General features: G+C 70.8%; 8 protein-coding genes and 1 riboswitch. Of the genes, 7 read left to right on the top strand and 1 reads right to left on the bottom strand.

Annotation, left to right across the window (positions count from 1 at the left end):
• Window positions 1–21 precede the first annotated feature (21 nt).
• Window positions 22–121, bottom strand: a riboswitch (S-adenosyl-L-homocysteine riboswitch).
• 154 nt (window positions 122–275) lie between these two features.
• The 5 genes from AC1PMG_RS17765 (at window position 276) to AC1PMG_RS17745 (ending at window position 9336) form a co-directional block, all read left to right on the top strand.
• Window positions 276–2816 (top strand): S9 family peptidase, encoded by a 2541-nt coding sequence (locus AC1PMG_RS17765; protein ID WP_481109720.1) that lies wholly within the window; start codon window positions 276–278, stop codon window positions 2814–2816.
• Between the two features lie 160 nt (window positions 2817–2976).
• Window positions 2977–5691, top strand: a complete 2715-nt coding sequence (gene ppc, locus AC1PMG_RS17760; protein ID WP_481109719.1) for a phosphoenolpyruvate carboxylase — start codon at window positions 2977–2979, stop codon at window positions 5689–5691.
• Between the two features lie 83 nt (window positions 5692–5774).
• Window positions 5775–6350: a TetR/AcrR family transcriptional regulator gene (locus tag AC1PMG_RS17755; RefSeq protein ID WP_481109718.1), complete on the top strand. Its 576-nt coding sequence runs from the start codon at window positions 5775–5777 to the stop codon at window positions 6348–6350.
• A 59-nt stretch (window positions 6351–6409) separates the two neighbouring features.
• Window positions 6410–7390, top strand: coding sequence for an Lnb N-terminal periplasmic domain-containing protein (locus AC1PMG_RS17750; RefSeq protein WP_481111701.1), 981 nt, complete (start codon window positions 6410–6412; stop codon window positions 7388–7390).
• Window positions 7387–9336: a lipase family alpha/beta hydrolase gene (locus tag AC1PMG_RS17745; RefSeq protein WP_481109717.1), complete on the top strand. Its 1950-nt coding sequence runs from the start codon at window positions 7387–7389 to the stop codon at window positions 9334–9336. Before AC1PMG_RS17750 ends, AC1PMG_RS17745 begins: the two co-directional genes overlap by 4 nt.
• Window positions 9337–9400: 64 nt before the next feature.
• Here the strand turns inward: AC1PMG_RS17745 and AC1PMG_RS17740 are convergent, their stop codons facing one another.
• Window positions 9401–9715, bottom strand: coding sequence for a hypothetical protein (locus tag AC1PMG_RS17740; protein ID WP_481109716.1), 315 nt, complete (start codon window positions 9713–9715; stop codon window positions 9401–9403).
• A 70-nt stretch (window positions 9716–9785) separates the two neighbouring features.
• Between AC1PMG_RS17740 and AC1PMG_RS17735 the strand changes: the two genes are divergently transcribed.
• Together AC1PMG_RS17735 and AC1PMG_RS17730 are read left to right on the top strand one after the other, a co-directional pair.
• Complete coding sequence (locus AC1PMG_RS17735) at window positions 9786–12500, top strand: TonB-dependent receptor (RefSeq protein WP_481111700.1); 2715 nt, start codon at window positions 9786–9788, stop codon at window positions 12498–12500.
• Between the two features lie 122 nt (window positions 12501–12622).
• Window positions 12623–13663 (top strand): Ca2+-dependent phosphoinositide-specific phospholipase C, encoded by a 1041-nt coding sequence (locus AC1PMG_RS17730; protein ID WP_481109715.1) that lies wholly within the window; start codon window positions 12623–12625, stop codon window positions 13661–13663.
• The last annotated feature ends 37 nt before the right edge of the window (window positions 13664–13700 follow it).

Below are 13700 nucleotides of genomic sequence, written 5' to 3'. Positions count from 1 at the left end.
GGTCAATGGCGAGAAACTCGCGAAGTCCGGGCGCCGTTGTCGCTCAAGCCTCGCGCCGAGCCTGGCCGGATCTGGAGACGGGGAATCCGGTCTCGATCCGGTCGCAGCGCCCCTCGGCGCAAGGGGTGACCGATTATAGCGGCTGCCGCGTGTGGCGCTTGAACGCGGGGGGCAGGGCGGGGGATGGCAGGCACAAGCCCAACCATCGACAGGGGGCGGGCCGCGCCGGCCCTGCTACCGTCGCTGATTCGATCGATGCGAAGGAGAGGGGAGAGATGAACCAGATCACAGTGCGTAGGCGCCGCCGTGTCGCCAGGCCGGTCTGCGGCCTGCTGTGCGCGGCCCTGGCCGCGGCCGGCAGCGCCGCCGCCAACGCGGCCCCGGCACCCGCGGCGGCGCCCGCCGCCGATCCTGCCGACAGCGGCTACCAACTGCCGTCGGCACCGCTGCAGGCCATCGTCGATGCGCCGCGACCGCCGCAGCTGTCGTTGAGCCCGCGGCGCGATCTGGCGGCGATGCTGCAGTTGCCTGCGCTGCCCGGCATCGCCCAGGTCGCGCAGCCGGAACTCAAGCTGGCCGGGCTGCGCATCCATCCGCGCACCCGCTCGCAGAGCCGCTTCGCCTTCGGCGACAAGCTGTGGCTGCTGCGCATCGCCGACGGCAGCGAGCTGCAGATCGAGGGCCTGCCGTCGCCGCTGTCGATCGCCGGCATGGCCTGGGCGCCGGACCAGCGGCATCTGGCCTTCAACCGGGTCGACGCGCGCAGCGGCGCCAACGAACTGTGGGTGGTGGACATCGCCGCGCGGCGCGCGCGGCGGGTCGCCGAGCGGCTCAACACGGTGTCCGGCGAGGGCTATGCGTGGATGCCCGACAGCCGCCAGCTGCTGGTGTTGCTGCAGCCGCAGGCGCAGGGCGCGGCGCCGCCGTCCGACGCGGTGCCGACCGGGCCGGCGGTGCAGCAGACCGCCGGTGGCGGCGCCACCGCCTTGCGCACCTACCAGGATCTGCTGAAGAACGAGGCCGACGCGCGCCAGTTCGATTACCAGTTGCGCGCGCAGCCGGCGCTGGTCGATGTCGACGGGCAGGTGCAGCGCATCGCCAGCCCCGACCTGTATCTGTCGCTGGCGCCGTCGCCGGACGGCCGTTATCTGCTGGTGCAGCGCCTGCAGCGGCCGTTCTCCTACCTGGTGCCGGCCAGTGGCTTCCCGCGCACCATCGAGGTGCTGGATCGCGCCGGCAAGCCGGTGCACACGGTGGCGCAGCTGCCGCTGGTGGAAGGCCTGCCGACCGGCAACGATGCGGTGCGCACCGGCGTGCGCGACATCGATTGGCGCAGCGACGCGCCGGCCACCCTGGTCTGGGCCGAGGCCCAGGACGGCGGCGATCCGGCGCGCGAAGCGGCCGTGCGCGACGCGGTGCTGATGCAGGCGGCGCCGTTCACCGCGCCGCCGGTGACGCTGGCGCGCCTGCAGTCGCGCTTCGCCGGCATCGCCTGGGGCCGCGGCGACCTGGCGCTGATCGACGAGTTCTGGTGGAAGACGCGCCAGACCAGGCAATGGCGTGTGGCCCCGGACCATCCCGCGCAGGCACCGCAGCTGCTGGTAGAGCGTTCGCAGGAAGACCGCTACGCGGATCCGGGCACGCCGGTGACGGAGCGCGATGCGGCCGGCAATCCGCGCCTGTTGATCGCCGCCGACGGTCACAGCCTGTTCCTGCGCGGCGAAGGCGCCTCGCCGCAGGGCGATCGGCCGTTCCTGGATCGCTACGATCTGGACACGCGGCAAAGCACGCGCCTGTTCCAGTCGCAGGCGCCGTACTACGCGGTGCCGCAGGCCTTGCTCGACGCCAGCGGCCAGCGCCTGCTGATCACCCGCGAGACGCCGCAGGAGCCGCGCAATTTCTATCGGCTCGACGCTGCGAACGCGGAGCCGGTGGCGCTGACCCACTTCACTCATCCCACGCCGCAGTTGCGCGACGTGCATAAGGAGCAGATCCGCTACCGGCGCAAGGACGGCGTGGAGCTGACCGCGACCCTGCTGCTGCCGCCGGGCTACGACGCCAAGCGCGATGGCGCGCTGCCGATGCTGATGTGGGCCTACCCGGGCGAGTTCAAATCCGCCGACGCCGCCAGCCAGGTCACCGATTCGCCGTACCGCTTCAACGCGATCGGCTACTGGGGGCCGCAGGCGTTCCTGGCGCTGGGCTACGCGGTGCTCAACGATCCGTCGATGCCGATCGTCGGCGAGGGTGCGCGCGAACCCAACGACACCTACGTCGAGCAACTGGTCGCCGATGCGCAGGCGGCGGTGGACGAGGTGGTGCGGCGCGGCGTCGCCGACCGCAACCGCATCGCCATCGGCGGGCATTCCTACGGCGCCTTCATGACCGCCAACCTGCTCGCGCACACGCGCCTGTTCAAGGCCGGCGTCGCCCGCAGCGGCGCCTACAACCGCTCGCTGACCCCGTTCGGCTTCCAGTCCGAGGAGCGTACCTACTGGCAGGCGCAGCCGGTGTACCAGGCGATGTCGCCATTCAACTACGCCGACCGGATCAAGGATCCGCTGCTGCTGATCCACGGCGCCGAGGACAACAACTCCGGCACCTTCCCGATCCAGAGCGAGCGCATGTACGCGGCGATCAAGGGCAACGGCGGCACTGCGCGGCTGGTGATGCTGCCCAACGAGGCGCATGCCTACCGCGCGCGCGAGTCGGTGCTGCAGATGCTGGCCGAGAGCGAGCGCTGGCTGCGCACCTATCTGGGGCCTGCGCCCACGCCGAGGTCCGCGCCGGCTGCGGCAGGCGCCACGCCGCGCTGAGCCGCGCCTGCGCCACGGCGGCACGTGCGTGCCGCCGTGGCGCAGGGCGCTGCTGTGCAGTGCAAATGGTTCGCTTTGAAACCGTCGCGCGGCCAACGGGAACGCGATCCCTTTTCGGTTAGGCTTGCGGCGCCCCCACTGCCGAGCCATGCGTTTCCCGATGAACGAGTCCCGCAGCAGCATCGTCTTCGCCACCCCCGACCTTCCCTTGCGCGACGACGTGCGCCGCCTCGGCGCCCTGGTGGGCGACCTGCTCGCCGAACAGGTCTCGGCGCAGTTCCTCGACGAGATCGAACGCATCCGCACCACCGCGATCGCGCGCCGCGAGCGCGCCGCGCCGCTGTCCTCGCTGAGCGAGCAACTCGCCGGCCGCGCGCCGCGCGATGCCGAAGCGCTGGTGCGCGCCTTCAGTACGTATTTCCAGGTGGTCAACATCGCCGAGCGCGTGCACCGCATCCGCCGCCGCCGCGACTACCAGCGCAGCAGCGCCGACACGCCGCAGCCGGACGGCCTGCTCGACGCCTTGCGCCGGCTCAAGGCGCAGGGCGTCGGCATCGAGGAACTGCGCGACTGGCTGCCGCGCATCGACGTGGAGCCGGTGTTCACCGCGCATCCGACCGAGGCGGTGCGGCGCGCGCTGCTGGAGAAGGAACAGTTGATGGTGGCCAGCCTGGTCGACAACCTCGACGGCCTGCGCACTCCGGGCGAACGTGCCACCGACGCGGCGCGCTTCCGCATGGCGCTGACCGCCTCGTGGCAGACCGCCGATTCCTCGCCGGTGCGTCCCACCGTGGAGGACGAGCGCGAGCACGTCGGCTTCTACCTGACCCAGGTGCTGTACCGGGTGATCCCGGTGATGTACGAGACCCTGGAGCACGCCATCGAGCAGACCTACGGCCAGGCGCTGAGCCTGCCGCGGCTGCTGCGTTTCGGCACCTGGGTCGGCGGCGACATGGACGGCAACCCCAACGTCGATGCCGCCACCATCACCGCCACCCTCGACGCGCAGCGGCGTGCGGTGCTGGAGCGCTATCAGAAGGAGCTGTGGCAGCTCGCCAGCCTGCTCAGCCAATCGACCACCCTGGTCGCGGTCAGCGCGCCGCTGCTGGCGCAACTGGAGCGTTACCGGCAACTGTTGCCGGAGGCCGCGGCGCGTTCGCGGCCGCGCCACGGCGACATGCCCTACCGCCTGCTCAACGACCTGATGCGCGCGCGCCTGCAGGCCACGCTGGACGACGCGCCGGGCGCCTATGCCGCGCCGGCCGAACTGGAAAGCGACCTGCAGTTGATCCTGGACAGCCTGCAGGCCAACAAGGGCCTGCACGCCGGCTGGTTCGCGGTGCGGCGCCTGCTGTGGCGGGTGCGCAGCTTCGGCTTCCACCTGGCGCGGCTGGATGTGCGCCAGGAGTCCAGCGTGCATGCACGCGCGGTCGCCGCCGCGCTGGACACGCAGGACTGGGACGCGCGGGCGGTGGAGGAGCGCGCGCAACTGCTCGGTCCCTATGCCGGCGGCGAGCAGACCCTGCCCGCCGCCGACGACGAAGGCAATGCGCGGCTGGACGCGGTGTTCGCCGCGCTCGCCGATGCGCGCGCGCGGCACGGCGCCGATGCGCTGGGCAGCTACATCATCTCGATGGCGCACGACCGCGCCGACGTGCTGACCGTGCTGGCGCTGGCGCGCCGCGGCGGCCTGGTCGACGCCGACGGCGCGGTGCCGCTGGACATCGTGCCGCTGTTCGAGACCGTGGACGACCTGCGCGGCGGCACCGCGACCCTGCGCGACCTGCTGGCCGACCCGGTCTACCGCCGCCACCTGGCCGCGCGCGACGACGTGCAGATGGTGATGCTCGGCTATTCCGACAGCGGCAAGGACGGCGGCATCGCCGCCTCGCGCTGGGGCCTGCAGCGCGCGCAGGTGGAACTGCTGGAGGCGGCGGCCGAACTGGGCATCCGCCTGACCTTCTTCCACGGCCGCGGCGGCTCGATCGTGCGCGGCGGCGGCAAGACCACGCGCGCGCTGGAGGCGGCGCCGCGCGGCAGCGTCGACGGGCGCCTGCGGGTGACCGAGCAGGGCGAGGTGATCCACCGCAAGTACGGCATCCGCGCGCTGGCGCTGCGTTCGCTGGAGCAGATGACCGGCGCGGTGCTGCTCTCGAGCCTGCGCCCGCGTGCGGCCGATGCGCGCGAGGCCGGCTGGCGGCCGGTGATGGACCTGGTCGCCGAGCACAGCAGCCAGGCGTACCGCGGCTTCGTCGGCGACGCCGAGTTCATGCGCTATTTCCGCCTGGCCACGCCGATCGACGTGATCGAGCGCATGACCCTGGGCTCGCGGCCGTCGCGGCGGCTCGGCCAGGATGCGGCGCTGTCCAACCTGCGGGCGATTCCCTGGGTGTTCGCCTGGAGCCAGGCGCGCGCGGTGATCCCGGGCTGGTACGGCGTGGGCAGCGGCCTGCAGGCGGCGGTGGACGACGGCCACGAGGACGCGCTGCGCGCGATGGCGGCGGACTGGCCGTTCTTCCGCACCTTCCTCGACGACATCGCCATGGTCCTGTCCAAGGGCGACCTCAACATCGCCGAGATGTTCTCGCGGCTGTCCGGGCCGCTGCACGAACGTTTCTTCCCGCGCATCCGCGACGAGCTGGCGCTGACCAAGGGCTGGGTGAAGGCGCTGACCGGGCAGTCGTCGCTGCTGCAGCACGATCCGCGCCTGGCCTTGTCGATCCGCCTGCGCAATCCCTACATCGATCCGATCAGCGTGCTGCAGGTGGACCTGCTGCAGCGCTGGCGCGCCACCGACGGCGAGGACGAGGAACTGCTGCGGGCGCTGGTGGCCTGCGTCAACGGCGTCGCCCAGGGCGTGCAGAACACCGGCTGAGCCCGGTGCTTGCAGGGCGCCGCCGGCGGGGATCGGCGGCGGCCGACCGTGATCCGCTTGCAAGCGGACAAAATTGTCCGATAATGCCGCGCATGGAAATGCGAGCCGATACCGCCCACCGCCGCCGCCTGTTGCTGGACGCCGCCGACGAGGTGTTCTGCGCGCACGGCGTGCTGGCGCCGCTGGAACTGGTGGTGGAGCGCGCCGGGCTCGGCCGCGCCACCCTGTACCGCCATTTCGCCGACCGCACCGAACTGATGGCCGCCCTGCTGGAACGCGGCCTCGACGGCCTGGAGGGCTGCGCGCGCGAGATCGGCACGCGGCCGGACGGGCTGTTCCTGCTGATGTACGACGTCGCCGAACACATCGCGATGTCGGCGCCGCTGGCCGACTACTGGCGGTCGATGCCGCGCGAGCATCCGACGATCGCCGCGGCGCATACGCGGGCGATGGCGATCCTGCTGCCTTACCTGCAGCGCGCAATCGCCGCCGGCCTGTGCCGCGCGGACCTGGGCGAGCAGGACCTGGCCCTGGCGATGGACATGCTCGGCGCCTGCCAGCGCGGCAGCGACGAGGCCGAACGCAAGGCGCTGGCGCAGCGTTGTTGCCGCCTGCTGTGCCACGCCCTGGCCACGCCCGCGGCGGCGGCCGGGTTGTGAGCGCCGACGGCGCCGCGCGTCGACGCGCCTGGCCATGGCGGCTGGCGCGCGCGCTGGCGATGCTGGCGGTGCTCGGCGCCAGTCTGTGGGGCGCGCTGTTCCTGAGCTATCTGCCGCATACCGGCGCGGTGGTGCGCTACGGCTCGGCGCTGCTGTGGGCCGCCTTGGGCGGCGCGGCGCTGTGGGGCCTGCGGCATCCGCGCGAGTACCGCGTGCTGCCGCTGCTGTTCGCGGTCGGCTGCGCCGGCATGGCGGTGGGCTGGTCGGCGCTGCAGCCGCAGCAGAACCGCGACTGGGCCGACGATGTCGCGCAACTGCTGCAGCCGCAGGTGGACGGGCATGTGGTGACCCTACACAACGTGCGCAATTTCGCCTGGCGCAGCGACCACGACTACACCCCGCGCTGGGAGACCCGCCGCTACGACCTGGAGCGGCTGGCCTCGGCGGACCTGGCGCTGTCGTACTGGATGGGGCCGGCGATCGCCCACACCCTGGTCTCGTTCGGCTTCGACGACGGCCGTCGCGTGGTGTTCTCGCTGGAGATCCGCAAGGAGCGCGGCGAGGCGTTTTCGGCGCTGGCCGGGTTCTTCCGCAATTTCGAGCAGGTGATGGTCGCCGCCGACGAACGCGACATCCTGGCGGTGCGCAGCAACGTGCGCGGCGAGGACGTCTATCTGTACCGGCTCAACCTGTCGCGTGCGCAACTGCGCCAGTTGTTCCTGGGCTACGTGGCGCGGGCGCAGCAACTGCAGCGCACGCCGCGGTTCTACAACACCGCCACCAGCAACTGCACCACCATCGTGTTCGAGCTGGCGCGCAAGCTCGATCCGGCGCTGCCGCTCGATGTGCGCCTGCTGCTGTCCGGCTACCTGCCGTCCTACGTCTATGCGCAGCACGGCTTCGTGCCCGGCTACAGCCTGGCCACGCTGCGCACGCGCGGCCGCATCGGCGACCGCGCGCGCGCGGCTGGCGTTGGCGACGACTTCTCCACGCGCATCCGCGCCGGCATTCCCGGCGACGATCCCGCCGTCGCGCCATGACCCGGTACTCACGTCTTGCGCGGTGCGCCGGCGCCGCGCTGCTGGCTGTCGGGCTGCTGCTCGGCAGCGGCTGCGCCATGGTCAGCGTGCAGTCGCGCAGCGCTGCCGACTACATCGCCACCCAGCGCGGCGACGTGCTCAGCACGGGCAAACTCAGCGATGCCAGTCTGGAGACGTTGCGCGTGCTCGCGCTCGATCCCAAGACTTGCGAGGCGGACGTTGCGGCCTGCGCCACGCAGCTGCGCGCCCTGCAGGGGCTGGACCAGGAGCGGCGGCTGGCGACCCTGTCGGAGCTGTGGGTGCATGCGGCCAATGTGCGTACGCCGCGGCAGGCGAGGGCGCTGGACGATGCGACGCTGCAGGCCTGGCTGGAAGCCGCGCGCTACGCTTACGCCTACCTGTTCTACACCCAGCGCCCGGCCAGCGCGCGCGCCTTCGAGGACCGGCAGACCCAGGTGCGCGACTACTACAATTACGCCGTGCAGCAGGTGGTCGGCGAATTGTTCCTGCGCTGGCGCGCCGGCAGCGCCAGCGGCGAGTTGCACGACGACGACACGCTGCGCACGGCCGGGTGGCAGGTGCGCGCGGACATGGGCAGCTTCCGCCTGCCCGGCGGCGTGGCGCGTCCGGACGCGATGCTGCCGGCGTCGACGCTGCGCTTCGATGGCTTGCGCAGCACCTACCGCCGCGACGGCTTCGGCGCCGAACTGGTCGCGGAGATCGCGCCGTCCAAGGTCGGCGACCCGACCGCGGCGGCGGCCGCCAAGGCCGCGCCAAACCCGCACGCTCCCGCGTTCAGCGAGATGCCGTATGCGCCGACCACGGTGCTGCTGCGCTTCGACGGCGACAGCCTGGCGCAGGTGCTGGACACCCGCAGCGTGGTGGTCGCCCCCTACGATCCGTATCGCGACGGCGAGGTCGAGGTGCACGGCCAGCGCCTGCCGCTGGCGGCCAACTTCACTGCGGCCTACGGCCTGTGGCTGGCCCGTGCCGGCTTCGCGCGGCAGTCGCTGCGCTCCATGCTCGGCCGCGAGGATGGCATCGACCAGCCGCATCTGTACCTGATGCAGCCATACGATCCGGACCGACGCATCATCCTGATGCTGCACGGCCTGGCCAGCAGTCCGGAGGCCTGGGTCAACGTCGCCAACGAGTTGATGGGCGACGAACAACTGCGCCGCCACTACCAGATCTGGCAGGTCTACTACCCGACCAACATGCCGATCGCCTGGAACCGCGCGCAGATCGAGACGCTGCTGCAGCAGACCCTGCGCCATTTCGATCCGCAGGGGCAGGCGCTGGCGTCGCAGCACATGGTCCTGATCGGCCACAGCATGGGCGGGGTGATCGGGCGCCTGTTGGTCAGCGACTCCGGCGACACGCTGTGGAACGACCTGATCGGCGCGCGCGGCGACCGGCGCCCGCTGGACCCGCAGGCGCTGGCGCAGTTGCAGCCGCTGCTGCGCTTCGCGCCGTTGCCGGAGGTGGACCGCGCCATCTTCATCGCCGCGCCGCAACGCGGCACCACCTTCGCCGAAGGGCGCCTCGGCCGCCTGGCCGGGCGCCTGGTGCGCCTGCCGGTGACGCTGCTCGATCGCTTGAACACCTTGCTGCAGGGGATCGACGGCCCCGACGGCGCGCCGGTGCGCGTGCCCAACAGCATCGACAACCTGCGCGACACCGATCCGTTCGTGCGCGCGGCGGCGGACCTGCCGATTTCGTCGGCGGTGCGCTACCACACCATCATCGCCCGCCGCGATCCGGCGGTGCCGCTGGCTGACTCGGACGACGGCTTGGTGCCGTACCGCAGCGCGCATCTGCCGGGCGCGGTGTCCGAACTGGTGATCACCTCCGGCCACAGCGTGCAGGAGACGCCGCAGGCGATCCTGGAGATCCGCCGCATCCTGCATGCGCAATTGCAGGTGGACGCCGCCGCGCCGCGGTGACGCTGCCCGCGACGGGCGGTTGTGTGCGTTCGTCGTGGAGCGCCGGCTGGGTTGCGTCGTCGCCTCATGCACCCCAGGGTCTGGGTAAGGCATCGCGTGCGGGAGCGTTGGCCGCCGCATGGACGGAAGCGGTCAGGATGTCGCGCTGCCATCGGTGGCGCAGCGGCAAGACGGCACCGCGAATGGTTTCAATTGTGCCGAATTGCGCAGGAAAGGCGTCGAATCGTTCGTCGATGGTTTCCGATGACATCGTTGTCACGAAATTGCAGCCGCCAACCCGAACAATGCGCGCCGCCGTGAACACGATCACGGCCTCTCTCCCCTCCATGCCCGGCCTGCGGCCCGTTCCGTTGGCCGCGCCTACGTTCGGATTTTTCATGTCGCACTCGATCCATCTTCAGAAACGCCTGTCACTGGCGATCGCCGCCGCGTTGCTCGGTGTCGCGCCGATGGCCTTGGCCCAGGCGCAGGATGCGCAGGAGACGCAGACCACCGCGTCCGACGCCAGCGCCAAGACCCTGGACAAGATCACCGTCGCCGTCACCCGCTACAACGCCGCGGACATGCAGATGGCCGCGACCAACACGGCCAACGTGCTGTCGGCCGAAGACCTGAAGTACACCGCCGTGCACAACATCGCCGAGGCGCTGGGTCTGCTGCCGGGCGTCAACGTGGTCAACACCGGGCAGTCGTACTTCGGCGGCGTCGACGGCGCCGCGCGCGGCGAGGGCATGTTCGCCTCGGTGCGTGGCCTCAACGCCGAGTACAACGTCAACCTGATCAACGGCGTCAACGTGGCCCAGGGCCTGCCCTACAGCCGCAGCGTGCAGCTGAGCCTGCTGCCGCCGTCGGGCCTGCAGACCATCGTGTTGAACAAGACCTCCACCGCGGCGATGGACGGCGACGCGATCGGCGGCACCATCGACTACCGCACCCCCAGCGGCTTCGACTACAGCGAAGCGATGGGCGGCAGCGTCACCGCCAGCGGGCGCATGGAAAGCCGTGCGCGCGACTATGGCGACGACGGCCTGGGCAAGGGCGCGGCCGGCGAATTCCACGCCAAGTTCGGCACCGACAACCAGTTCGGCGTGTACACCAGCGCGTACTACGACGAGCGCCACTACGTGAACAGCGAAGTGGCCAACGCCGCCGCCTCGCGTGGCGACTGGGGCAAGAAGTACTTCTCGCGCACCACGGCCAGCGGCCAGCCGGCGCCCGGCTACGATCCGCAGGACCTGCTGATGGCCACCGGCGCCAACATCGGCTATTCCGCCGGCGACACCAAGCGCTACGGCGGCAACGTGTCCTTCGACTGGCACGTCGACCCGAGCCTGCAGCTGTACGCGCGCGCCACCTACGCCTACGCCAAGACCGAGCAGAACACCGGCTACACCCAGCTGGTGCCGGCCAACGTGAGCCTGGCGCAGATCGGCACCACCGGCGTGTACCAGCCGCAGATCAACCGCGTGGCGGTGCGCTACTGGTACGAGACCAACCCGGAAGTGGCGGACTTGGCCACCTTCCAGTTCGGCGCCGACAAGCAACTGGGCAACTGGACGCTGTCGCCGAACCTGTTCTACAGCTACGGCGACAACGATCGCCCGGACCACGTGGAAATCTCCGCGCGCGTGGACCAGTACGCCTCCACCCAGTTCCCGTACGGCGGCGCCAGCACCTTCTCCGGCTACGACGGCGACGGCTTCCCCAAGCCGCTGCTGACCCCGGCGATCCAGGCCCAGGCCAGCGACATCGGCAGCCTGTATGCGCGTCGCTACGGCCAGTTGACCAAGTCCTACAGCGGCCAGACCAAGGGCGGCGCCAAGTTCGACGTGCGCTACGACTTCGACCAGGGCGCGCTGAGCAACATCCAGTTCGGCGTGAAGTACGTCGACAGCTCCCGCGACTTCACCTCGCGCGACTGGACCAACAGCAAGTTCACCGACGGCACCCTGCTGCGCGACACCGGCCTGGTGGTCGGCCAGTACGACTCGGTGTACCCGGGCAAGTACGCATGGCCGACGGTCAAGCTCAGCAACGGCGGGCTGAAGACGATGATCGCCCAGCACCTGACCGCGGCCAGCTTCGACACCTGCGGCAGCCTGGCGATCAATAACCAGAACTGCGCGACCATGCGTGGCGACGAGGCGGTGACCTCGGCGTATGCGATGGCCACGTTCCGCACCGGCGACCTGGAAGTGATCCCGGGCGTGCGCTTCGAGCACACCAGCATCCGCAACACCTTCTGGACCATGCCCGAAGACGCCAACGGCAACGAGCTGCCCGGCTTCTTCAGCAGCAACCACACCAGCTACGACGTGCCGCTGCCGAGCGTGTTCCTGAACTACCGCCCGGGCAACGGCAATGCGGTGTACCGCGCCTCGGTGTGGACCAGCTACACCCGGCCGGCGCTGGTGCAGCTCGGCGGCGGCGCCAACTACGACGTCTCCAGCGACGGCACCACGGTCATCACCGAGGGCAATCCGGACCTGAAGCCGATCAAGTCGCTCAACGTCGACCTGTCCGGCGAGTGGGACAACGGCCACGGTGGCCACGCGATGCTGGCCGGCTACTACAAGCGCCTGACCGACTATATCTACGAGAGCGGCTCGGATCCGGCCAACGCCGGCACCAGCACCGGCGCCGGCAATGTGCGCTACGTGCGTCCGCAGAACGGCGGCGACGGCAAGGTGCTCGGCTTCGAGGCCGCGGTGCGGCAGACCCTGCAGGGCATGCCGGCACCGCTGGATGGCTTCGGCATCGGCGCCAACCTCACCCGCCAGACCACCCGGGTCGACCTGGGCATGGACGGCTTCCACGACGAGCGCATCCAGAACGCGCCCGACCTGATGGCCAACGCCGAGCTCTTCTACGAGAAGGGCCCGCTGTCGGTGAACCTGGCCTATCACTATTCCGGCGAATACGTCTCGGTCTACGACTACTACAACCGCGGCGCCACCTGGGACGACCTGTGGGTCAAGCCGATCACGCGCGTGGACCTGCACGTGGGCTACACCTTCAACGAGCACCTGCGCGCCGACCTGTCGGTGGCCAACCTCACCAACCGCCTGAGCTACTGGGCGCACGTGGGCCACAACAGCACCGCGATCTCCGACATCGTCGATGCCGGCCGCACCGCGTTGTTGAACGTGAAGTACACGTTCTGAAGCGGGCGCTTGCGCACGCAGGACGTCGCCACCCGCCGCACGGCCTTGTGCCGTGCGGCGGGTGGGGCGTTGTCGGCCGCGCGCTGCTGCTCGTCTGGCTGGCGCTGACGATCCTGCCGGGAATGGCGTGGTCGACAGAGGCGCCGGCGACGGTGCCGATCGACGGCTTGCGCCTGGACCAGGTGCAACTGCTCGGCTCGCACAACAGCTATCGACCGGTACCGACCGCGCAGGTGCGCCAGCGCCTGCAGGCGCACGACGCGGCCGAATGGCCGGCACTGGCCTATGGCCATCCTTCGCTGCAGGCCCAGCTCGCGCTGGGGCTGCGGCAACTCGAACTCGACGTGGCCGCCGATCCGCGCGGCGGCCTGTATGCCGCGCCGTATGCGCGCGCAGATGCAACGACCCGCGCCAGGATGCGCGCACCGGGCGCCAAGGTCCTGCACCAGCCGGGCCTGGACTACGCCAGCCATTGCCTGCGCTTCCGCGACTGCCTGGCGATCCTCGCCGCCTGGTCGCGCGCGCACCCACGGCATGCGCCGCTGGTGGTGCTGGTCAATGCGGTGGATTTCGATCCGGTGCCGGGCTTGTGGCCGCACCGTTCCGCGTTCGACGCGCACGCTCTGGACGCGCTGGACCGCGACATCGTCGAGGTGGTCGGGCGCGCGCACCTGATCGTGCCCGACGACGTGCGCGGCGACGCGCCGAGCCTGCGCGACGCGGTGCTGGCGCATGCCTGGCCGCGGGTGGCGCAGGCGCGTGGCCGCATGCTGTTCGTGCTCGACGGCAATCCGCAGCACGAGGCGCTGTACCGACAGGATCATCCATCGCTGCGCGGCCGCATGATGTTCGGCTGGTATGCGCCGGACCAGCCGGAAGCGGCCGTGCTGTCGATCGAGGATCCGCTGGCCGAGGCGCCGCGGATCCGCGCGCTGGTGACGCAGGGCTTCGTGGTGCGCACCCGTGCCGATACCGACGGCCGCGAGGCGCGCGCGCACGACCGGCGCCGCGCACAGGCGGCACTGGAGGCCGGCGCGCAATGGATCAGCACCGATTACTACGCCGGCGCGCCGGATCCGCAGCGGCTGGGCTACTGGCTCGGCATCGCCACGGGCCTGCGCTGCGACCGGGTCACGGCCGCGTGCGGCACGACCGCACCGTGAGACTTTCCATGTTGGGGACGATGATGAGAACAGGTAC

The sequence above is a fragment of the Xanthomonas sp. NCPPB 2250 genome (assembly GCF_056725265.1).
Note: the sequence above shows the minus strand (reverse complement) of the source record. Positions and strands in the feature narration are given on the sequence as shown.